This is a genomic window from Cobetia crustatorum, from assembly GCF_000591415.1.
GTDB lineage: Bacteria > Pseudomonadota > Gammaproteobacteria > Pseudomonadales > Halomonadaceae > Cobetia > Cobetia crustatorum.
This window is the reverse complement of record NZ_JEMF01000097.1, coordinates 1-21,283: the sequence shown is the minus strand read 5'-3', so window position 1 is coordinate 21,283 and position 21,283 is coordinate 1. Positions and strand designations below refer to the sequence as shown.

Annotated in this window: 20 protein-coding genes and 1 pseudogene; 14 read left to right on the top strand and 7 right to left on the bottom strand. The window is 60.2% G+C overall.

Going from position 1 to position 21,283, the window contains the following annotated elements; translation table 11 throughout:
* The first annotated feature begins 32 nt into the window (after window positions 1–32).
* Window positions 33–1,046, top strand: a complete 1,014-nt coding sequence (locus BF12_RS0115825) for a histone deacetylase family protein (protein WP_084488166.1) — start codon at window positions 33–35, stop codon at window positions 1,044–1,046.
* Window positions 1,047–1,144: 98 nt separating this feature from the next.
* On the opposite strand, the gene BF12_RS0115820 is transcribed toward BF12_RS0115825, so the two are convergent.
* The 6 genes from BF12_RS0115820 to BF12_RS0115795 form a co-directional block, all read right to left on the bottom strand.
* A complete protein-coding gene (locus BF12_RS0115820) occupies window positions 1,145–1,957 on the bottom strand; it encodes an MOSC domain-containing protein (RefSeq protein ID WP_035160359.1) in 813 nt (270 codons plus the stop codon).
* Window positions 1,958–2,028: 71 nt separating this feature from the next.
* Window positions 2,029–3,267, bottom strand: a complete 1,239-nt coding sequence (modC, locus tag BF12_RS0115815) for a molybdenum ABC transporter ATP-binding protein (RefSeq protein ID WP_024953105.1) — start codon at window positions 3,265–3,267, stop codon at window positions 2,029–2,031.
* The gene (modB, locus tag BF12_RS0115810) at window positions 3,260–3,952 is read right to left on the bottom strand and encodes a molybdate ABC transporter permease subunit (RefSeq protein ID WP_024953104.1); all 693 of its coding nucleotides are present in this window, start codon (window positions 3,950–3,952) and stop codon (window positions 3,260–3,262) included. The genes modC and modB overlap by 8 nt, the downstream gene beginning before the upstream one ends.
* Before the next feature lie 229 nt (window positions 3,953–4,181).
* Window positions 4,182–5,081 (bottom strand): molybdate ABC transporter substrate-binding protein, encoded by a 900-nt coding sequence (gene modA / locus BF12_RS0115805; RefSeq protein WP_248623740.1) that lies wholly within the window; start codon window positions 5,079–5,081, stop codon window positions 4,182–4,184.
* Between the two features lie 129 nt (window positions 5,082–5,210).
* Window positions 5,211–5,900: a glutathione S-transferase C-terminal domain-containing protein gene (locus BF12_RS0115800; RefSeq protein ID WP_024953102.1), complete on the bottom strand. Its 690-nt coding sequence runs from the start codon at window positions 5,898–5,900 to the stop codon at window positions 5,211–5,213.
* A gap of 91 nt (window positions 5,901–5,991) precedes the next feature.
* A complete protein-coding gene (locus BF12_RS0115795) occupies window positions 5,992–6,711 on the bottom strand; it encodes a glutathione S-transferase N-terminal domain-containing protein (RefSeq protein WP_024953101.1) in 720 nt (239 codons plus the stop codon).
* A gap of 487 nt (window positions 6,712–7,198) precedes the next feature.
* Here BF12_RS0115795 and BF12_RS20555 point away from each other — a divergent pair.
* Both BF12_RS20555 and BF12_RS0115785 read left to right on the top strand, forming a co-directional pair.
* Window positions 7,199–8,757: pseudogene (locus tag BF12_RS20555) on the top strand (carbon-nitrogen hydrolase family protein).
* Window positions 8,758–8,761: 4 nt separating this feature from the next.
* Window positions 8,762–9,562, top strand: coding sequence for a M90 family metallopeptidase (locus tag BF12_RS0115785; protein ID WP_024953100.1), 801 nt, complete (start codon window positions 8,762–8,764; stop codon window positions 9,560–9,562).
* On the opposite strand, the gene BF12_RS0115780 is transcribed toward BF12_RS0115785, so the two are convergent.
* Window positions 9,559–10,491: a LysR family transcriptional regulator gene (locus BF12_RS0115780; RefSeq protein ID WP_024953099.1), complete on the bottom strand. Its 933-nt coding sequence runs from the start codon at window positions 10,489–10,491 to the stop codon at window positions 9,559–9,561. The two genes, BF12_RS0115785 and BF12_RS0115780, sit on opposite strands and share 4 nt — an antisense overlap.
* 212 nt (window positions 10,492–10,703) lie before the next feature.
* Between BF12_RS0115780 and BF12_RS0115775 the strand changes: the two genes are divergently transcribed.
* The 11 genes from BF12_RS0115775 (at window position 10,704) to BF12_RS0115730 (ending at window position 20,944) form a co-directional block, all read left to right on the top strand.
* A complete protein-coding gene (locus BF12_RS0115775) occupies window positions 10,704–11,897 on the top strand; it encodes a TauD/TfdA family dioxygenase (RefSeq protein ID WP_024953098.1) in 1,194 nt (397 codons plus the stop codon).
* Window positions 11,898–12,003: 106 nt separating this feature from the next.
* Entirely contained in the window at window positions 12,004–13,179 is a 1,176-nt protein-coding gene (locus tag BF12_RS21305) for a GGDEF domain-containing protein (protein WP_024953097.1), read from the top strand.
* Between the two features lie 139 nt (window positions 13,180–13,318).
* Window positions 13,319–13,873: a lipocalin family protein gene (locus tag BF12_RS0115765; protein WP_024953096.1), complete on the top strand. Its 555-nt coding sequence runs from the start codon at window positions 13,319–13,321 to the stop codon at window positions 13,871–13,873.
* Between the two features lie 267 nt (window positions 13,874–14,140).
* Entirely contained in the window at window positions 14,141–14,686 is a 546-nt protein-coding gene (locus BF12_RS23245; RefSeq protein WP_282705516.1) for a DUF1338 domain-containing protein, read from the top strand.
* Entirely contained in the window at window positions 14,590–14,961 is a 372-nt protein-coding gene (locus tag BF12_RS23240; RefSeq protein WP_282705517.1) for a 2-oxoadipate dioxygenase/decarboxylase family protein, read from the top strand. Before BF12_RS23245 ends, BF12_RS23240 begins: the two co-directional genes overlap by 97 nt.
* Window positions 14,958–16,046, top strand: coding sequence for a succinylglutamate desuccinylase (locus BF12_RS0115755; RefSeq protein ID WP_024953095.1), 1,089 nt, complete (start codon window positions 14,958–14,960; stop codon window positions 16,044–16,046). Before BF12_RS23240 ends, BF12_RS0115755 begins: the two co-directional genes overlap by 4 nt.
* 498 nt (window positions 16,047–16,544) lie before the next feature.
* On the top strand, window positions 16,545–17,339 hold the full coding sequence (locus tag BF12_RS0115750; protein WP_051511085.1) for an ABC transporter ATP-binding protein: 795 nt from the start codon (window positions 16,545–16,547) through the stop codon (window positions 17,337–17,339).
* A 127-nt stretch (window positions 17,340–17,466) separates the two neighbouring features.
* Entirely contained in the window at window positions 17,467–18,291 is an 825-nt protein-coding gene (locus BF12_RS0115745) for a transporter substrate-binding domain-containing protein (protein ID WP_024953093.1), read from the top strand.
* A 141-nt stretch (window positions 18,292–18,432) separates the two neighbouring features.
* The gene (locus tag BF12_RS0115740) at window positions 18,433–19,149 is read left to right on the top strand and encodes an ABC transporter permease (RefSeq protein ID WP_024953092.1); all 717 of its coding nucleotides are present in this window, start codon (window positions 18,433–18,435) and stop codon (window positions 19,147–19,149) included.
* 41 nt (window positions 19,150–19,190) lie between these two features.
* Window positions 19,191–19,943 carry an ABC transporter permease gene (locus tag BF12_RS0115735; protein WP_035160365.1) on the top strand — a complete coding sequence of 251 codons (753 nt, stop codon included), beginning with the start codon at window positions 19,191–19,193 and terminating at the stop codon, window positions 19,941–19,943.
* 236 nt (window positions 19,944–20,179) lie between these two features.
* Window positions 20,180–20,944, top strand: coding sequence for a transporter substrate-binding domain-containing protein (locus BF12_RS0115730; protein ID WP_024953090.1), 765 nt, complete (start codon window positions 20,180–20,182; stop codon window positions 20,942–20,944).
* Window positions 20,945–21,283 lie beyond the last annotated feature (339 nt).

Below are 21,283 nucleotides of genomic sequence, written 5' to 3'. Positions count from 1 at the left end.
CAACTTTTACTGCCCGACTGCGAGAGATCTGAATGACCACGACTCCCCAGCCTTGCCTGACACCACGCTCGGCGTCGTTTCCAGACGTGGCAGGCTGCCCGCCACTGGCGCTGATTCATCATCCCGGTTACCGGATTCCACTGCCGGAAAAGCATCCCTTCCCGATGGACAAGTTCAGCGTGCTCAAGCGCCAGCTGGATCACCAGCTGGCCGGATACCCGCAGGCCGTAGAGTGGGTGACACCAGAGCCGGCTGATGAGGATGACCTGCTACAGGTGCATACCCGTCGCTACGTGCACGAATTCCTGACCGGCACGCTGAGTACACAGGCCCAGCGCCGCAGTGGCTTCGTGTGGAATGAGGCACTGCGTGAACGTAGCGTGCTGGCCGTCGGCGGTACGCTGGCCACCGTACGTGAAGCGCTCGCGCGTGGGCTGGCCTGCAACACGGCCGGTGGCACGCATCACGCACATCCTGAAGCAGCCAGCGGGTATTGCCTGCTCAATGACATTGGCGTAGCAGCACGCCAGGCGCTCGATGAAGGAGTGCGCCAGGTACTGGTGGTCGATCTCGATGTGCATCAGGGGGACGGTACGGCGCTGATCTTTGCTGACGAGCCGCGTGTGTTCACGCTGTCGCTGCACGCCGGCAGCAACTTCCCGGCACGCAAGCAGAAGAGTGACCTGGATGTACCTCTGCCGAAAGGCATGGGAGATGAGGCCTATCTGGAGGTACTGGCACGTACGCTGGAGGAGGTGCTGGCTCGCGTACGCCCTGAGCTGGTGATCTTCGATGCGGGTGTCGACCCTCATGCGGCCGACCGCCTTGGCCATCTGGAACTGACGGATGCTGGTCTTTATCGACGCGAACGCCACGTCATCGAGCGCTGTCGCGCCACCGGTGCTGCCGTGGCTTGCGTGATTGGTGGCGGCTACGACCGCGATATCGAGGCGCTCGCCTGGCGCCATAGCCAGCTGCACCGCGCGGCATTGGACGTCTGGCGCGAAGCCCACGGTGAACCGGCACTATTCGGGCCGCCTGCCTGAAGCACTCCTTCTTGGCCATTCTGTCTGAGCCATGCACAAAAAAAATGCCCATCACCTCACGATGACGGGCGTTTGCATGTTCAGCGTACAGGGGCCTGCTAGGCCATCACTTCCACGTCATCACCAACGTGCAGCGTGTTGCGGCCCTCTGTGGGGTCCAGCGCGACCAGGTTATAACCGAAGTGCACCTGACCATCCTCGAAACGACGCACACGCGCCAGTGTCGTCAGCGGTTCCTTGTCGTCACGCTTGAGGCCGGTAGCAGGGTCTACATTGACCATCGCGCACCGCGTGCAGGATGACACCAGTCGGAAGCGCACGTCGCCAATCCGCACTTCCTTCCAGTGGTCTTCTGCCCAGGCCTCAGCACCGCTGATCACCAGATTGGGCCGGAACTGGTTCATGCCATGATCGGCCGTTGGCGTGTCAGTATTCAGCGCTGCCAGCGACGATTCACTGGCCAGCAACAACGGGAAGGCATCAGCCGCGCTGACACGCTGGTCAATCACCTCACGGTAGCGAGTGGATTGCTCACCCAGCCAGAGCAATCTCACGGGCATGCCCACCTGCTCGCTCAACCAGGCATCCGCCTCATCACTGACACTCAATGCCGTGAACTGATCTGCCCATACCTGGATATCGAGACGCTCAGCCTGAAGGTCTGTCGCGAAGGCTATCTCGCCATATTCGGGACGATCGAGGTGCGCGAGCTGCCAGTGCCCTGCCGCTTGCTCACGAAGGCTCAGGCGCTGCAGTTGCGGATGCGTGCGTGCCGTCACGAACTTGCCCCGTGCGGCGACCACGACGAAGCGACGGTCTTGCTCCAGCCCTTCTTCACCAACCACGGCCGACGCGAGTGCCTCACCAGCACCGGACTTCATCGGATAGCGCCACAGATGGGTCAATCGCATGGAGATCTTCCTTGTAAGAGAGGGTCTGCCGAAGCATGCCAGAAAGATGATCGTCCGACACGCCGTCCGCCTCAGCGGTTTTTTGTATCTGGCGCAGAAGGCTTTGCAGCCAAGGATGAGTCAGTACTGGAGTCAGATGCGGTGTTGGAAACGGCCTGAGCAGCAGAGCCGGAAGACGGCTCCGGCGCATCAGCAGACGCATCCAGACTGATCACGTCAGGCCCGGACAACGCGACACTGGAGATCAGTGCCTTGATGCCCAGCCCGACCTTTAGCCCCAACTCCTGACAGACCAGCCGGTCCACGCGGGCCCGCACACGCTGGCCAGCAATCCCCAGCACCAGCTCGGCACTCGCATGGCCGCGCTCGGTTTCTATCTCGTGAATCACCGCGGGCAACACATTGCGCAGGCTGGTGTGTTCAGGAGTCTTGAGCGCGATGCTGATATCACGCGCACGCAGGCGCAGGCGTACTCGCCGCCCGACCGGCATTGCCAGTCGCGCCAGCTGCAGGCTGAGCCCGGCCCCCAATCCAAGCCGCGTCAGCTGCCAGTCATCATCGTGAGACAACACTTCAGCACTGAGCAGTGATCCTGCCTCATAACGGCCGGTCTGAGGCGCCAGATCCAGCCGTGACAGCATGTCACCGATCTCACCACTGGCCGTGATACGGCCGTTATCCACCAGCGCCAGCCTGTCTGCCACCGCAAACAGCTCGCGGGTATCATGGCTGACAAACAGGATCGGAATCTCGATCTCACGTGCCAGCCGACTGATGTACTGCAGCAGCTCCTGCTTGCGGGCACCGTCAAGCCCAGTCAACGGCTCATCGAGCAACAGCATCCGCGGGCGCGACAACAGCGCACGACCAATGGCGACACGGCGTGCCTCGCCTCCCGACAGCTGTCCTGGCATGCGCGCAAGCAGGTCCTCTATTCCCAGCAGCGCCACCATTTCGTGCAGGCGATTGCGATTTTCCTGGCGCTTGCCGGGCGTGAGCGCGCGCGGCATGCCATAGCAAAGATTGCCGCGCACGGTGTAATGGGGGAAGAGGCGCGGCTCCTGGAAAACCACGCCTAGCTGACGCCGATGTGCGGGGACGAAGACATTGTCTTCGCCCCCCGCCAGACATTCACCGGCCAGCCGCAGGTGACCGTGATCCAGACGTTCCAGTCCGGCGATCAGCCTCAGGATACTGGTCTTGCCACTGCCAGAGCGCCCAAACAGTGCGGTAACGCCGCGCGCAGGCACCTTGAGCGTAGCGTCCAGCTGGAAGGTGCCCTGCAAGCGATTGAGGTGGAAATCAAGCATCACGCCCCTCCATGCGCATCCGCGCACGCCGCGCCAGCCATTCAGATGCCAGCAGTGAAATCATCGCGATCACCACGGCGATGGCGCACAGCCGGGCAGCCGCATTCTCCTGCCCCGGCGTCTGGATCAAGGTATAGAGCGCCAATGGCAAGGTGCGAGTCTCACCGGGAATGTTGGCTGCGAAGGTGATGGTGGCGCCGAATTCTGACAACGCACGCGCGAAGGCCAGAGTGCCCCCCGCGAGAATGCCCGGCAGTGACAACGGCAGCGTCACGGTCAGTAGCACACGCAGCGGATTGGCGCCCAGCGTGCGGGCGGCAGCCTCAAGCCCGGGATCAATCGCCTCCAGTGACAGGCGCATGGCGCGCACCATCAGCGGAAATGCCATCACGGCAGCGGCTACGGCAGCCCCCTGCCAGGTGAAAGGCAGCACGATGTCTATCTTGGCCAGCCACTGGCCAATGGCACCGTTGCGCCCGAAGGTGATCAGCAGCAGATAGCCGACCACCACCGGTGGCAATACCAGCGGCAGATGCAACAGACCATCGACCAGCGCCTTGCCACGAAAGTCACGGCGCGCCAGCCACCAGGCGGCGGCAAAGCCGGGAATCAGGCTCACACCGACGGCCACGCAAGCCACCTTGAGGCTCAGACTCAGGGCTTCCCATTCCAGGGCACTCAGCATCGGCTCTCCTCGAACATGATGATGGTCATCTCCCGCAGGCGACTGCACATCAGTGCAGATGCTGCTGGCCACCGTGCGGCAGTCAACTCGTGGCATCAGTGTATCTGTCGCCCGTGACGGCGTCATGGTGAGGCGATCACGATGAGGGCGACTCTATCCGACACTCATGCCAGTGCGCGCGTTCCCACGAGCTGATTAAAAAGATGTATTGCTGGCATACGTAGAAGCTTCAAGAAGAGGTGTCAGCGTTGGCCACCGGCACAAGCTTGGCGCCTTGCAGAGTCGTGAAGCCGAAGCGGTGGAAGATGGCGCTGGCTTCGTTGGTGCTCAGCCAGTCGCGAAAGGCTTCAGCCTCGGGACTTGGCGATTCGCCGCCTCGGCTGATCAATGCCGCAGGATAGTGGATGGGATCGTGACTGGAATCCGGCAACAGTCCTATCTGATGCACGCGATGACTGACCGAGGCATCAGTGGCATAGACGATGCCCAACGGCGCCTCACCATGCTCGACCAGCGCCAGCGCCGCACGCACGTCTTCTGCACTCGCCAGATGCGAGCGTAACGCCTCCCACTGCCCCAGTGATTCCAGTGACTGACGGGCATAGATGCCGGCAGGCACATGGTCCGGATCACCCACGGCCAGGCGCGTGTCATCGCCAGTGGCGGCCAGGCGCTCTGCGATATTGGTGACATCCGCGCCATTGCTTAGCGTAGGATCAAGCTCACTGGGACCCGGGGCGACCAGCGACAGGCGATTTCCCAGCAGATCATGACGCCCCGTCACAACGATGCCGGGCTGCTGCTCAAGCCAGTCCATCCAGCGCTCATTGGCGGACAGATACAGCTGTGCTGGTGCACCACTGGCCAGCTGGCGCGCCAGGGTCGACGACGACGCATACACCGGCATGATGTCGACGTCGGCCAGACGCTCATAACGGGCTTCGATGGCATCCATCGCATCGTGCAGTGACGCAGCGGCCATCACGCGGATCTGAGCCTGCTCAGCAGCGTGCACTGGCGCCAGCGACAGGCTGGCCACCATCGCCACCACACCACTGGCCATCCAGCGCGTAAACGGGACTCCGTGGGATGAGAACAGAGAGCGTGTCGTAGGAGGGAATCGAAGCATCGTGCCGTCCTTGGTCATGAAACGGATAAAGGGAGCCTGTCCAAACCAATGGAGAGAGAGAACGGCGGCCCATGATGCCGTGCCAGCGCCGCCGCTGCATCCCCTGACCTGCGCTCAGAGCTCTATCACTCAGGATTGCTGACCGAACAGATGGCGACGCGCTTCCTCATCCATGGCGACATTGGCCGCGGGATTGATCTCATCGATACGTGCCATCGCGCGCACGAAACCCTCGCGCTCACTCAAACGCGTGCGATAAGCGGCAACTGCCGGGAATTGCGTCAAGTCAATTTCTTGCTTCTCGGCCTTGAGCCACGGCCAGATCGCCATGTCAGCGATGCTCAAGCTGTCGCCAGCCACGAAATCTCGCCCTGCCAGCTGACGCTCCAGCACGCCATAGAGACGCTCGCCTTCCTTGTGATAGCGCGCGATGGCGTACTCGACCGGCTGTGGCGCGTAGTGCTTGAAGTGATGTACCTGACCCAGCATCGGCCCCAGGCCGCCCATCTGCCAGTGCAGCCACTGCAACACATCATTGCGCGCTCGTGTCTTCTGCGACAGGAACTGTCCTGTCTTGTCGGCCAGATACTCAAGAATCGCACCGGACTCAAACACGGAGATCGGCTCGCCGCCATCAGCGGGCGCATGATCGACGATAGCCGGCATGCGGTTGTTAGGCGAGATGGTCAGAAACTCAGGCGCGAACTGTTCGCCCTTGCTGATGTTCACCGGAATGAGGCGATACTCGAGACCAACCTCTTCCAGAAATATCGTGATCTTGTGGCCGTTGGGCGTGGTCCAGTAATACAGATCAATCATCATGAACTCCTATTGGCGGAACACCATAAAAAGGCCCGGATGCCCTTGAGCATCCGAGCCTTTTTATGCCGTCAGTGGCGATGGTGACGAGTTATTCGGGAATGTCGCTAGCACGCGTGGCGTTGCGCGCCATGCCATCGTGAAGATCGAGCATCCGCTCGCGCCACTGCACCATCGGGTCAGCAGCATCTTCCTCATCACCGAAGGGCGAGGTATCAGAGACGATGCGCGCCCAGATGAAGAAGCCGAATACCAGATAGTCAGCGGCTGCCGGTGCATCGCCGTCGAGGAACGGCTGATTGCCAAGCACACCGCGAAGCGGCTTGAAGGCGCTGTCCAGAATGCCGCGCGCGATCTCGACGTTATTGAAGACCTCGAATGACATGCCAAAGCGCGCCTCACGGGCGCTCTGGAAGTATTCGCGATCGTCCGGATGGATAGCCTTGACCAGATCCAGAGCGACGAGGCGGAAGAAGCCTATCGCCATGACCTGCTCGGCATAGGCCTTGACGAAATTCAGGCGCGACTCAGCCAGTGAATCTCCTATCAGCGGCCCCATGCCTGCCTCTGGGTAGTGCTTGTCCAGATGTTTGAAGATGTCGTAACTGTCAGTCGCCAGGCCGAAATCATCCTTGAAGACAGGCACGCTGAATGCGTCACAGAACTCAATCGGGCTCTTGTCGGTAAACAGAACCGGTGACAGTTCAGCTTCCAGGCCCTTGTGGGCCAGTGCGAAGCGGGCACGCCAACAGAAAGGAGAGAACCGCAGGCGATCGTCACGGCCGCGTAGTTCATAAAGTACTGGGGTCATGCAGACATCCTCTAGTGTCAATGGTCGATCGACAAGACGTATTCATCCTCTGCACACACCTTGCCCTGAACAATGTTGTGAACGTAGTTGCGGCTAAATGCAAGTAGAATGAGCACTCATTCAACCATAAGAGAACGCTGTCTTTATCTGCAAGTAAGGGCCTGCTTTTTCCTTCGCGATGAGGCTGTCTTACCCTACATGACGTGCCCCGTGAGACTCACACGACTTCGCCCACCCTTGCAGTGATGCACCGCAGGACCCATTGAAAGAGGAATACTGCCTTTTTTGTGGCAAGCGTCCGAGCATTGCTCAAGGGATATTGATGGCACCCACGCCTGACAGCGCGAATAATGACGGGCTGGGGACCACCGTCAGCCCGCTGTCGGACATCTTCTAGCAAGGTGCCGCGCCCATTTTTTCGGCGGGTGTCGAGATGACACCCGCCTTTTCGTTACGGTCCTTATCTTTTCCCAACCAAGGAGTCCCGATGTCCGTCGAAGACCTGCATTTAAACCTGCGCAATCTACAGGAATCAGACTATCCCCAGCTGAAGTGCCTGATGGATGGCATCTATGACGACATTGGTGGCGCCTGGCCTGAGCACACCATCAATCGTCTGATCGCTGAATTCCCCGATGGACAGCTGGTGATCGAGGATGGCGACAAGCTGATCGGTGTCGCATTGACGGCGTTGGTGGATTACGACGCTTTCTCCAACCCGCACAAATACGATGATCTGATCGGTCATCGCGAAGTCATTCTCAACAAGGCTGACGGTGATGCGCTCTATGGCCTGGATGCGCTGATCGACAAGGCCTACCGCGGCTATCGTCTCGGCCGACGCCTCTATGAAGCGCGCAAGGAGCTATGTCGCTCCATGAATCTGCGCTCCATCCTGGCCGGTGGACGTATTCCGCAGTACCACGAATACGCGGCTGAGCTCTCGCCGACCGAGTACATCGACAAGGTAGAGCGCCGCGAGATTCACGATCCCATCCTGTCGTTCCAGCTTGCCAACGGTTTCCTGGTCAAGCGCCTGTTGCGCCAGTATCTGCCGGAAGACGAGGACTCCCAGGCTACGCCACCCTGCTCGAGTGGAACAACATTCTCTTCGAGCCGGCCGAGCGCGTACTGGAAAGCCGCAAGACGATGATTCGTGTCGGTGCCGTGCAGTGGCAGATGCGCGAGTTCGCGTCGGTCGAGGCGGTACTCAAGCAGGTCGAGTACTACGTCGATGCGCTGTCGGACTACCAGAGTGACTTTGCCGTCTTCCCGGAGCTGTTCAACACGCCGCTGATCGGTCTGCTGGATGACCAGAGTGACCCGGTGCGTTGCATCCGCTTCCTCGCCGGCTTCACCGAGCGCTTCAAGCAGGAAATCTCGCGCATGGCGGTGGCCTACAACATCAACATCGTGGCCGGTTCCATGGTGGAGGTGGGTGAGGACAATGAGCTCTACAACGTCACCTACCTTTGCCACCGCGATGGCGAGATCGATCGTCAGGCCAAGCTGCACATCACCCCGCAGGAGCGCCGCGACTGGATCATCAAGGGCGGCGATGAACTGGCCGTGTTCGAGACCGATGCCGGTCGTATCGGCATGCTGATCTGCTACGACGTGGAGTTCCCGGAGCTGTCACGCCTGCTGGCCGATCAGGACATGGACATCCTGATGGTGCCGTTCTGGACCGACACCAAGAACAGCTATCTGCGCGTGCGCCACTGTGCACAGGCGCGAGCGATCGAGAACGAGTGCTACGTGGTGGTCTGCGGTAGCGTCGGCAACCTGCCATCCATCGAAAGCCTCGACATCCAATACGCCCAGTCGGCGGTGTTCTCGCCGTCCGATTTCGCCTTCCCGCATGATGCAGTGATGGCGGAAACCACGCCGAATACCGAGATGATCATGTTCTCGGATCTGGATCTGGAGCGCCTCAAGGTGCTGCGCAGCGAAGGCTCGGTCACCAATCTCAAGGACCGCCGCAAGGATCTCTTCGACCTGCGCCTACGCGACTGGTCCTGGAAATCCGGCAGCCGTCAGGACTGAGCCGGTGACGCGTTGGTGGCAACAGCTTTGGCGACCAGTCTCTGAAGAGCAGTCGCCATCCTCCTCACACGCTGAGGAGGATGGCCTGTGGCAGGCTGTGATGCAGCGTCTGCCTATCCTCGAGGGATTGGATGAGCCGTCGTTGGCCCGTCTGGAGCGACGCGCGCGTCATCAGCTACACGACTGGAAACTGACCAGTGCCGAACCACTGGATGCCGTCGAGGCACTGGCCTTGGCCACACAGGCCATGCTGTTGCTCAACGGCTGGCCCGAGGCTGAGCGCTGGCGCGATGCCGGCGCTCGCGTGCATGAGATCATGCTGCCCGCGCAGGCCGTGACGCGAGAGGTCGAGGAAATCGATGATGCCGGTGTCGTGCATATCTTCCAGGATACGCGGGCCGGTGAAACCTGGTATCAGGGACCCGTGGTCATCAGCCAGGAGGAACTGGCCGCCAGCGGTGATTGGAGCGGCTTCAACGTGGTCATTCACGAGTTCGCCCATAAGCTCGACATGGCCAACGCCACCGATGCTGATGGCTTTCCACCGTTACGCGCAGGCATCACCCCTGACGAATGGCATACCACTTTTACTGCGGTATGGGATGACCTGAACGCCCGCCTTGAGCGTGGCGAGATCACTCCCATCGACGAGTACGCCGCCAGTCACCCCGCCGAATGCTTCGCCGTGTGCTGCGAGTATTTCTTCACCGCATCGGACACCCTCGAAGTCGCCTATCCCGAGCTGTATGCCCTGCTGGAACGCTTCTTCTGTCAATCGACGCTCAAGCGCTCAGTACCGCACTAGATCGGTAGATGCTGTGTCGCGAGCAGGAAATCCCACAATTTCCGAGCCGTGGGACGCAGAGGACGTGCGCGCGAACGCACCAGCCAGAAGTGTTGCTCAGCAGGCACCGCCAGTGGAAAAACCTGCTCAAGCCCACGATTGCCAGAAGCGCACCAGCGCGCGAACAAGCCATCATGTACCAATGCCACCCCCATCCCCAGTCGCGCCATCTCAAGCGTCATCACCTGAGTGTCGCAAGTAATGGTGCGCGTCGCGTTTTCAAGCGCCAGCTGGTCTGCCGCCATCAACCAGCGCCGCCAGCCTACCGCAAAACCTGCGGCATGCAGCAAAGTGACTCCGGATAGCTCTGCCGGTGTGTGCAGGTTGCTGGCGAGGGCTGGTGCGGCGACCGCAATCATGCACTCTTCAGTGTTACCGACCTGAATGGCTTCGGCCTCTGGCCAATCGCCCTGGCCATAGCGCAGCTCGATATCAACATCGGCATCATCGAAATCGCTCTGCCAGTAGGCACTGACCAGTCGCAGCGCAATGTCCGGCTCTGCTTGATGGAAGGTTGCCAATCGCGGCAGTAGCCATGCCTGCTGGCTCATCGGCGTGGCACGCAAACTGACGGGCGCAGCGCGCGAAGGGCCGAACACCTCAAGCGTGCCTTCGTGCAAGCGCTGAAAACCACTCTGCAATGCGGGCAGCCAGGCTTGTCCGGCAGGCGTCAGGCTCAAACTGCGGGCATGGCGCACAAACAGCGGCTGGCCGAGGCGATCCTCCAACTGACGAAGGCGCTGACTGATGGCCGACTGGGTGACGTTGAGCTCCTCTCCCGCAAGGGTAAAGCTCAGATGCCGTGCCGCGGCCTCAAAGGCCTGTAGCCAGGCGAGTGGCGGCAACGGCTTGGACGAGGTGTCAAGAGGTTCATCGGGAGTGTCATTCATTGCGGACTCTTCATAGCAGATGCTTCATGGCAGACTTTTCACGACAAGCAGTCTCTCAACACGACTCGCTTGTAGCGCGCCAGCCTGACACATTAGCTCAGCTTGGTCATGGCCCTCATATTCCGCGTTGGTCAGCGGTAGTGATGTGCGAGAAGATGGCCTTGTTCTCCCCTCCTGCAAACAGGAGGTTCACCGGTACAAGGACTGCATTCATGACTGAGATCGCGACGCCCGCTACGGACTCTCTCTCCCGCACACCGTGGGATATGAAAGAGTATCAGCCGCATCACACTGGCACGCCGCTGATACAGGGAGAATATGACGCGTCGTTGGCTACACTTGTCTGGGCAAACGGTGAGCAGGCCAGCTTCCCGCTGATCTGGTTGCGCGATCACTGTGCCTGCGATAGCTGCCGCCACCCTCAGACGTTTGAGCGCACCTTCATGTTGCTCGACGATGCCGCCCTCACCGTGCAGCAGCTGTCTCTCGAGTCAGGGAATCTCATGATCGAGTGGAGCGATAGCCACCTCAGTCGCTTCGATGCCGGCTGGCTCCAACAGCGTCGCCCGAGCGATGTCCTGCCTGAGACACCTGTGCCACAAAGCCGTGCATGGCAGTTGTCACATCAGACACATGTCACGTCCTTTGGTGACTACATGGCGGGTGGTGAAGCACGTCTTGGCTGGCTGGAAGCATTATGTCGTGACGGTTTTGCCGTGCTGGATGACGGCCCTAGTGAAGGTGGAGAAATCGATCAGATCGCCGCGACCATCGGTCCAATTCGCGCCACAAACTTCGGTGGCCGTTTCGAGGTCTACTCCAAGAAGGCGCCCAACAATGCCGCCTACACGCCCATCGCGCTGGAACTGCACACGGATCTGCCCAACTGGCATCAGCCGCCGGACATCCAGATGCTCTACTGTCTGGCCAATGATGCAGACGGTGGCGAATCGATCTTCGGTGATGGCATGGCCGTGGCCGAAGAGCTGCGTCAGCGCAATCCGCAGGCATTTCAATTGCTGGCCGAGACGCCGGTGGACTTTCGCTTCGCGGATGAGCGGACCGATCTCGTGGTGCGCGAACCGGTCATCCATCTGGATGCCAGCGGCAAGGTCATCGAGGTACGTTTCAATAACTGGATCCGCGACAGTCTGCGCCTGCCGCTGGTAAAGATGCAGGCTTGGTACGCTGCCTATCGCCAGTTCTGGAGCATCCTGCGTGAGCCGGCCTTCCGCCTGCACCTCAAGCTCGAGGCCGGTCAGATGGTAGCCTTCGACAACCGCCGCGTGATGCATGGGCGCCAGTCCTTCGACCCGACCACCGGGCGTCGGCACCTGCAAGGCTGCTACGTCGATTACGACATGGTGGAATCGGCATTGCGCGTCACAGCGCGCCAGCTGGACTGACGACGGCCCGCGAGCGTTGAAGCTCAGTGATTCAATTCGTCCAGTCCCGGCAGCAGACCACGCAAGGCGATGGCATCCTGAGACTCTGGCTACTCAGGTACCGCCCATGAATCCCATGACGCTCTGCTTTGCGGATGACACCCTGGAACGACGCTATCGTCGACAACAGATCGAGACCTCACACAAGCTCAGCCGGTTCACCATCCCGCTGAGCTGTGTGATGTTCGCGTCCTATGCGCTGATCGAGATAAGTCTTACCCACCATTTCGAGAGCCTGCTGCTGCTGCGCACCGGCATTCTCGTCAGTGTCCTGAGCCTGTTCCTGCTGTCACGCCATGCGCGATACAGACACCGGGTCAATGGCCTGCTGTGCCTGGCCTCCCTGAGCGCGGCGCTGGGCACGCTGGCCATGTTCCATCTCGGCAATGACCACGCAGTGGATCACCATGAGATGCATGAGGGTGAATTCCCGGCCTATTTCGTCAGTCTGCTATTGCTGGTGTTCTGGACCTACACCCTGCTGGGGCTGCAGTTCATCTATGCACTGGCCTGCGGATTGCTGATCTGGATGGGCTGCACCGCCAGCTGCGCGATCCTGCACAGTGGTACCGGCGTGCTGGTGGAAGCCAACGAAGCCTTCTTCATGATGTCCGCCAACCTGCTGGCCGGCATGAGCGCCTACTCGCGAGAGCGACAGAGCCGCCTGCTGTTCCTGCGCGAATGTCACATCACCGACGAGCGAGACAATCTGCGTGACCACGCGACGCGTGACTCGCTCACCGGACTGCTCAATCGACGCGCCCTGATGGAGCATCTCGATCAGGTGCTCGACATCCAGGCACCCGGCGTCGTGCAGGCTGCGCTGTTCATCGACCTGGATGGCTTCAAGCCCATCAATGACCGCCATGGTCACCACATCGGCGACCAGGTCCTGAGCATCATCGGCGAACGACTCGGAGACACCCTGCGTGGCAACGATATCGTCGGCCGCCTGGGAGGTGATGAATTTCTCGTGCTGATCAGTCGTGAAGGCGATAGCCGCCAGGGCCCGGAAACACTGGCCAATCGCCTGGTGGACGCAATCAGCAGGCCCATCCACCTCGAGGTCGACGGCGAGCCGCTGATCATCGGTGTCAGCGCCAGCGTGGGCGTCTGTCTGTTCCCCTTCTCCGGTGCCACGCCGGAAACCATCATCGCGCGTGCGGACGGTGCCATGTATGAAGCCAAGCAACGTGGCCGCGGGCGAGTTGTCGCAGCCAACCCGCTGCGCCTGGTGCTGTGAGCCCACCACGAATGATGCCCCCTCCCTCTTGAGACAACCGCAGACGCCCCAATGAGAGAAGGATGCCTGTGCATCCTTTCATCACGTAACGACGCCCCGCGACGATTCGCCGGGGCGTCCTGTCTCATGGAGCCCGCCAATGACACGCCTGCCGCATCTCGCCCTCTCGCTCGCTGGCCTCAGCCTCCTTGGCGGCTGTGCCGGTGTCCCGTCCGGCACCCAGCCCGTCGGGGGGTTCCAGCTCGAACGCTACTACGGGCAATGGCACGAGATCGCCCGCCTGCCCAACAGCTTCGAGGAGGGACTGAGCTGCGTCACCGCCGATTACTCGCCCCGCGAGGACGGCGGCGTGCGCGTCATCAATAGCGGCCTTGATGCCGACAAGGGCGAATGGAGTCAGGCCGAAGGGCGGGCCTACTTCACGCAGGGCAGCGAGACCGCGGCCCTCAAGGTCAGCTTCTTCGGCCCCTTCTATGGTGGCTACAACGTGCTGGCACTGGATGACGACTATCAGTGGTCGCTGGTGGCCGGTGCCGATCGCGACTACCTGTGGATACTGGCGCGCGAGCCGCAGCTGGATGACGGCACCTATCAAGCACTGGTCGATCAGGCCGCCGAGCTCGGCTTCGCAACCGACTCACTGATCAAGGTCGAGCAGGGTGTGGCATGCCCCGTCGCTGACGGTGAGAGCTGATGACGCAGACGCAGACTCTTGCTCATGGCGCAGGCTCCATCCAAGGTCTAAACCGACACGTGACGTTTACATGGTGCGGACAGCCGCTTTCATCCAACCGACCTTGCCTCTTGCCACGCGCCAGCGGCTCGCCAATGGTGAGCTGACAATCTGCCGAGGCAGCGTCTCGCCGAGTGCGCTGCCCTGCTGCCAATCGCCAAATGCCGTCGCCCAGTGTCAGTGACACCTCGCTGCACTGGGCAACTCAGTTCAGAGGGAGCTCGTGCCATGGATATCCAGCAGTTCTTCAGCGCCCTGTGGGATGATTACGTCGCCATGACGCCCCAGGCCCAACAGATCCAGGATGCCTTCGTGGCCGATGGCGAGACCATCGTCAACGACCACGTGGCCTTCCGGACCTTCGACCGCGGGCCGATCACCCTGAGCGCGCTGGAACCTCATCTGCTGGCGCTCGGCTACACCCGCTTCGCCCCCTATGATTTCGCTGAGAAGAAACTGCGCGCCTTCGGCTATCTGCCGCCGTCTCCCGACATGCCGCGCGTCTTCCTCTCCGAGCTGAAATGCCATGAGCTTTCCGAGCGCGCCCAGTCGATCATCGATGGTCTGGTCAGCCAGATCTCGCCGGATGCCGCCACCCAGCCCTCCGTGCTGTGGTCAGGTCGCCTGTGGGACGCGCCGACCTTCGAGCAGTATCAGCGTCTGATGGAGGAGAGCGAATACGCGGCCTGGCTGTCGATCATCGGCCTGCGCGCAATCACTTCACCATCAGCGTCAATGCACTTACCCGTCATGACACGCTCGACAAGGTGCTGACGCGCGTGGAAGCGCTTGGCTTGGGCATCAATCCGGCCGGTGGTCGCATCAAGGGCTCTGCCGATGTGCTGTTGGAGCAGGCCTCTACACTCGCCGACCGCCAGACCTTCACCTTCGCCGGTGGTGAGCAACACGAGATTTCCACCTGCTACTACGAATTTGCGCGCCGTTACCCGGATGCCAACGGTCAGCTGTATCAAGGCTTCGTGGCCGCCAGCGCTGACAAGATATTCGAATCCACCAACGCCACTCCCCGGGAGCACACCCCCTCGTGATTGCCGACTGGCTTGACCTGACACTTGAAGGCCACGCCAGCGCGCGGGGCATGGGACGCATCCCCAGCGGACGCTACGAAATCGTGGCACCTGGCGTACTCGAGATATGCCCTGATGACAGTGGGCCGCACGCGCGCCCCGTAGTGATCTCCGCGGGTATCCACGGTAACGAGACTGCTCCTATCGAGCTGATGGGTGAGCTGATCGCCGGTCTCGAGAGCGGCCACCTGATCGCCGGTGCCCCGCTGCTGCTGATTCTGGGCAACCTGCCCGCCATCCGCACCGGTGAGCGCTTCCATGCGACCAACCTCAATCGGCTGTTCCGACGTACCGAGACGGCGACCGCCATCTCGGTGGACGCCGGCAACGCGACTGCCGGCAAGGCCAATGACTGTCCAGCCGATGATGAGCCGGCACGCGCCCGCCAGCTGATGGCGGCAGTGGATGACTTCTACGCCCGCTTCCCGCCGGCCGATGGCACGCGACGCCTGCACTACGACATGCATACCGCGATCCGCGACAGCCACTACCCGCGCTTTGCCGTGGTGCCCTTCAGCGAGGGAGAGGCCATCAGTCCCTCACAGTGGTCGATATTGAGCGCTGCCGGCCTCCAGGCCGTGCTGCATCAACATCAGCACAGCTGGACCTTCTCGCACTACTCGCGCCACTACCATGATGCCGATGCCTTCACGCTCGAGCTGGGGCAGGTACACCCTTTCGGCGAGAATGACATGGTGGCACTAGCCCCAATGTCTCAGCTGCTGGCGGCACTGGCGATGGGCATCGAAGCACCGAGTGCAGCACCGGAGAGAATGGCCTACTTCAAGGTTGAGATAGAGCTGATGCGGCGCTCTACCGACTTTCGCCTGTGCTTCAATGACGACGTCGCCAACTTCACCACCTTCACACCAGGCACAGTGGTAGCTGAAGATGGTGAAGCAGGCCCATGCACCGTCGGCGACACGCCGCTCAGCGTGGTCTTCCCAAATGCACGAGTCGAGATCGGGGCACGTGCCGCGCTACTGCTCGCCGCTTGCGAGCCGCCGCAGGTCGCTCTTGCATCAGATCACACCTCCTCCGAATGATCACGACACCGTCGCGTACTGCTTACGCGACGGTGTTGCAATGCCCTATCCCTGATTCATCTGTACTGATTCATCTGCCACATCCCATAACGATAACAGGCAACCCTCATGACTCTTTCGATTGTCCGCACCACTGAGTGCAAACCTCTCCCGCCCTCCTTCCTCTCCGTGTCATTTCCCGCTTGTCAGAGCTCCGTCGGCTGTCACAGCTCATCACCTCAACCAAAGTTGTACTTGGAGACACTCGCCGACAGCAGTTAACCCTGCGTTGAGCTGGTAGAATCGGCCCCCTTTCCCGATCGCGACCCTGATGCCAGAGCTAGTACGGCACGCGTCACGGACGGCCGATATTCCCCCGACGCCGCCTCGCGCCGCGTTGACCACGAACAAGTACCCCCTGAGTCATGCCTCGATACGGCAGACTCAAGGCGCAAGAAGGCAACCACCACAATGTCGGTGGTGCGGGACTTGTGCATGGACCGGAGTGACAGCATGACCATGAATTCCCCCGCGACCGAGAGCACGAGCAGCGAGGTGCTGCCTCTCGAGGTCCGCAATATCACCAAGTCCTTCGGCACCAATCAGGTGTTAAAAGGCTTGTCGCTTGAAGCACGCAAGGGTGATGTCATTACCCTGATCGGCGCCTCTGGCTCCGGCAAGAGCACCTTCCTGCGCTGCATGAACCTGCTCGAGCAACCCGATGGCGGCGATATCCTCGTCCACGGTGAGCAAATTGGCTTCAAGAACACCCGCCGTGGCCGCGAGCCCACTGACTGGCGTCAGGTCGAACGCATGCGTGCCCGCCTCTCGATGGTCTTCCAGAGCTTCAACCTGTGGTCGCACATGACCCTGCTGGAAAATGTCATCGAGGCGCCGATTCACGTATTGGGCAAGCCGAAGAAGGAAGCCATCGCGCATGCCCGCAGTCTGCTGGATCGCGTTGGCCTATTGGAACGTGCCGACTACTACCCCGCCCAGATGTCCGGCGGCCAGCAGCAACGCGGAGCGATCGCCCGTGCACTGGCAATGGAGCCGGAAGTGATGCTGTTCGATGAGCCGACCTCGGCACTCGACCCGGAACTGGTCGGCGATGTCCTCAAGGTCATGCGTGACCTGGCCGAAGAAGGCCGCACCATGGTGGTGGTGACACATGAAATGAGCTTCGCTCGCGATGTCTCGAGCCAAGTGATCTACCTGCATCAGGGACTTGTCGAGGAGTCCGGCAAGCCGGCCGACGTGCTGGAGAATCCCCAGTCCGAGCGCCTCAAGCAGTTCCTTGCGCCCAAATACTGATCTATCCACTCTGCCGACCGGCATCCTCGCTGGCACGGCGATCCCGTGACCGGCACATGATTCATCACCACGAGTGCATCTGCTACAGCAGGCCTCGGGGCGGACAAGACTTCAGGAATGACAAGTGATGAAAAAGTACGTAACACGTTCTCTGATGGGCATCACCCTCGGCCTTTCTACTCTCGCGATGACCGCAACCTCCGTGCAGGCTGCCGATGTGCCCGACCCGCTGCGGCTCGGTATCGACATGCCCTATGCCCCCTTCGGTTACAAGCTGCCAAGCGGTGAGCTGACTGGCTTCGAGATTGAGCTAGGCAATGCCCTGTGCAAGCAGCTCGCTACTCACTGCCAGTGGGTCGAGCAGGACTTTGACGGCATCGTTCCGGGTCTGTTGGCACGCAAGTACGACGTCATCATGTCGGCACTGACCATCAATCCGGAACGTGAGCGTCAGGTGCTATTCTCCGCGCCGTATTTCACGCCGCCGTCCGGCTGGTTCGTCAAGGCCGATAGTCCGCTGGCCAAGGTCACCGGCGCGCTCGACAGCGAAGCACTCAAGGGCAAGGTGATCGGCGTGCAGCGCGGTAACCTGCAGGACCATTACGTGACCGATCTCTATGGCCAGGTGGCAGAAGTGCGTCGCTATACCAAGCTGGATGACCTGGTACTGGACATGGATAGCGGTCGCGTTGACGCCGCTTTCCTCGACCAGCCGGTCGGACAGGACACGCTGGTGAATGCCAATGATGGCAACTTCGTCAACACCGGTACCGCCATCAGTGAACCGAAGAAATACTTCGGTGACGGCTTCGGCATCGCCATGAAACAGCGTGATCGCGCACTCAAGAAATCCATCGATTCTGCGCTGGAACAGCTAAAAGCCGATGGCACTCTCAAGCGCCTGAGCGCCAAGTATTTTGCAGCGGAAAAAACCACGACTACCAGCCAGTAAGTCTCCTGGCGGCAGTGATATCACTACCGCTGTGACCTGCTGAATACCTGACGGATAGCATTTGCGCTGATACTGCCTGCCAAGGCCCAATTGTGGGCAACCGTATGGCCTCTCGTATCAGCGCTTCACGGGAGACTTCCCATGATCGACCTTCAAGGCTATGGCCCAAGCCTGCTGGCGGGTGCCTGGGTCACGGTGCAGCTAGCCGTGCTCGCACAGCTGCTGGCCATCATGCTGGGGCTATTGACCGCCACGGCCAAAATGTCGCGTTCTACACCGCTGCGCTGGATCGCGACGCTCTACACCACCGTAATCCGTGGCGTACCGGACATCGTGCTGATGATGCTGCTGTTCTTCGGTGGCCAGATCGGTATCAACATGGTCACCGACTGGCTGTACGAGAGCTATGGCTTCGATGTCTTCGTCAATGTCGACGAGTTCACCGCAGGTGTCATCACTATCGGCTTCATCTTTGGCGCCTACATGGGCGAGACCTTCCGCGGTGCCTTCATGGCAGTGGATGCCGGCCAGGTAGAGGCCGGACGCGCCTATGGCATGAGCGACTGGAAGGTATTCAAGCGCATTCGCTTCCCGTTGATGATGCGCCACGCCCTGCCGGGGCTAGGCAACAACTGGATGGTGCTGCTCAAGACTACCGCACTGGTGTCGGTAATAGGCCTGGTCGACATGGTGCGCGTGGCCAGTGAGGCCGCCAAGGCGACTCACGAACCCTTCACTTTCCTGTTGCCGGTGGCCGCAGGCTATCTGTTGATTGCCACCGTGTCCGAGTGGGGGCTGGCACGCCTCAAGGTGCGCTATAACACCGGCTTCGGGGAGGCCAGCGCATGGAACAATTAAACGACGTGGCCCAGTCAGGCTTCATCGCTCAGCTCGGTCAGATGATCAACGATGTGTTGAGTCAGAACTACATCTTCACCGCGACCACTCTCTGGCACTACTGGGATGGTCTGGTCACGACCGTACAGCTAGTCTTCCTGTCGCTGATCATCGGCCTGATACTGGCGGTGCCACTGGCGATTCTGCGCGGCTCGCGCCGTCGCTGGATCAAGATGCCAGTCTATCTGTACACCTACGTGTTTCGCGGAACACCGCTGTTGATCCAGCTCTACCTGATCTACTACGGCGTGGTGTTCTTTGACGGCTTCGATGTCTCCTACGGACTGGGTAGCGTGCATATCCCAAGCATCCAGCAGACCTGGCTTTGGGATTACTTCCGCGATCCCTTCGTGCCGGCCATGCTGGCCTTCGTGCTCAACACCGCGGCCTACACCACCGAGATTTTCCACGGTGCCATCCAGTCTACGCCCAAGGGCGAAATGGAGGCAGCCCGCGCCTATGGCATGTCACGCGGCAAGATGATGCGTCGTATCATCATGCCCAGCGCTTTTCGACGTGCGCTACCGGCCTACGGTAATGAAGTCATCTTCATGCTACATGCCAGCGCCATCTGTAGTGTGGTCACGCTGCTGGACCTCACCGGTGCTGCGCGTGATATCTATGCACGCTTCTACGCGCCCTTCGAGGCCTTCCTGTTCGTGGCGGCCATCTACCTGTGTCTGACCTTCACGATCATCGCGATTTTCAGACAGTTAGAAAAACGCCTGCTAGCGCACCTGAGACCATTAAGCTGAACTGGGAAAGCGCTCAATATGGAGCGCTTTCCTTTACTCATGACTAGTTTGGCCGAAATAAATCTCGTTTAACGATCGTTTGAATCCGACCATTTACCCTCTTCTCGACAGCGCCAGTCTGGGCTAGTGTGGGGTGGACTATTCTGACAGCGGCACTGGGTAGTCTCATAAGCCAGACTCATTACACCTGCGCTGATCAGCAAGAACGACAAACAACAACGATGGAAGGGAACAACATGAAGAAGCTGCTGGGAATTTCCCTACTGGGTGCTGCCCTGATGGCCGGTGGCGCACAGGCCGCCGATGCATTGCGTATCGGTGTTGACGTGCCTTACGAGCCGATGGAATACAAGACGCCGGACGGCGAACTGACCGGCTTCGACATCGAGCTGGGTAACGCTATCTGCGCCAGGATCGACCGCGAATGCGAGTGGGTCATTCAAGCATGGGACGGCATCATCCCGGGCCTGATGGCGCGCAAGTACGACGCGATCATGTCGTCGATGACCATCAACGACGAGCGTCGCGAAAAGGTACTGTTCTCTGATACCTACATCACACCGCCGTCTGCCTGGTTCGCGCCGGCCAAAAGCACGCTGAGCGAAGCCTCGCAAGAAACACTCGAAGGCAAAGCCATTGGCGTGCAGCGCGGTACGCTGCAGGATAACTACGTCAGCGATCTGTACAGCAAGTCATCTGACGTCAAGCGCTACACCACTGCCGATGATCTGGTACTCGACATGGATGCCGGTCGTCTCGACATCGCATTCCTAGATTTCCCGGTCGGCAAGTCAACGCTGATTGATGGCGGCAATGGCAACTACAAGGCCGTGGGCGAAGTCGTGACTGAACCCAAGAAGTACTTCGGTGACGGTTTCGGCATTGCCATGCGCAAGCGTGACAAGGACCTGGCCGAGCAGATCAACGGCGCGCTGGCTGATCTGAAGTCCGATGGCACCTACGACACCATCCACACCAAATATTTCGGTGAAAAGAAATAAGCACTCCGACTTCTCATGAATGAACGCGTCAATGAGCAAGTGAGGCATCAACAGCGAAGATTGCATTTCCACCTTTGATGCTTGAGTGCCATGCAAGACAACAAGCCCCGTCGGCTATCGCCGCGGGGCTTTTGCGTTGAGACAGGGTCTTATTCCGGTTAAATCCACCAACAGAGCAACACGATATAAGACGCCGTCAGACCCCAGTAGCTCATCTGACGTAGATAAAAATCTTCGTCGTGCACAATTGGTGCAAATTTAGAACCAAAGCAGTGTGCCTGAGAGGACTTATCCCGAACCGTTCAGCTCTCTAGGATTCCCTACCATTCCTCCCTGCAA

Bases quoted from the DNA above. Each gene is read 5' to 3' on its own strand.
- BF12_RS0115825 (WP_084488166.1), top strand. From the start codon at position 33: ATGACCACGACTCCCCAGCCTTGCCTGACACCACGCTCGGCGTCGTTT.
- BF12_RS0115820 (WP_035160359.1), bottom strand. From the start codon at position 1,957: ATGCGATTGACCCATCTGTGGCGCTATCCGATGAAGTCCGGTGCTGGT.
- modC (WP_024953105.1), bottom strand. From the start codon at position 3,267: ATGCTTGATTTCCACCTCAATCGCTTGCAGGGCACCTTCCAGCTGGAC.
- modB (WP_024953104.1), bottom strand. From the start codon at position 3,952: ATGCTGAGTGCCCTGGAATGGGAAGCCCTGAGTCTGAGCCTCAAGGTG.
- modA (WP_248623740.1), bottom strand. From the start codon at position 5,081: ATGCTTCGATTCCCTCCTACGACACGCTCTCTGTTCTCATCCCACGGA.
- BF12_RS0115800 (WP_024953102.1), bottom strand. From the start codon at position 5,900: ATGATTGATCTGTATTACTGGACCACGCCCAACGGCCACAAGATCACG.
- BF12_RS0115795 (WP_024953101.1), bottom strand. From the start codon at position 6,711: ATGACCCCAGTACTTTATGAACTACGCGGCCGTGACGATCGCCTGCGG.
- BF12_RS0115780 (WP_024953099.1), bottom strand. From the start codon at position 10,491: ATGAATGACACTCCCGATGAACCTCTTGACACCTCGTCCAAGCCGTTG.
- BF12_RS0115775 (WP_024953098.1), top strand. From the start codon at position 10,704: ATGACTGAGATCGCGACGCCCGCTACGGACTCTCTCTCCCGCACACCG.
- BF12_RS21305 (WP_024953097.1), top strand. From the start codon at position 12,004: ATGAATCCCATGACGCTCTGCTTTGCGGATGACACCCTGGAACGACGC.
- BF12_RS0115765 (WP_024953096.1), top strand. From the start codon at position 13,319: ATGACACGCCTGCCGCATCTCGCCCTCTCGCTCGCTGGCCTCAGCCTC.
- BF12_RS23245 (WP_282705516.1), top strand. From the start codon at position 14,141: ATGGATATCCAGCAGTTCTTCAGCGCCCTGTGGGATGATTACGTCGCC.
- BF12_RS0115750 (WP_051511085.1), top strand. From the start codon at position 16,545: ATGAATTCCCCCGCGACCGAGAGCACGAGCAGCGAGGTGCTGCCTCTC.
- BF12_RS0115745 (WP_024953093.1), top strand. From the start codon at position 17,467: ATGAAAAAGTACGTAACACGTTCTCTGATGGGCATCACCCTCGGCCTT.
- BF12_RS0115740 (WP_024953092.1), top strand. From the start codon at position 18,433: ATGATCGACCTTCAAGGCTATGGCCCAAGCCTGCTGGCGGGTGCCTGG.
- BF12_RS0115735 (WP_035160365.1), top strand. From the start codon at position 19,191: ATGATCAACGATGTGTTGAGTCAGAACTACATCTTCACCGCGACCACT.
- BF12_RS0115730 (WP_024953090.1), top strand. From the start codon at position 20,180: ATGAAGAAGCTGCTGGGAATTTCCCTACTGGGTGCTGCCCTGATGGCC.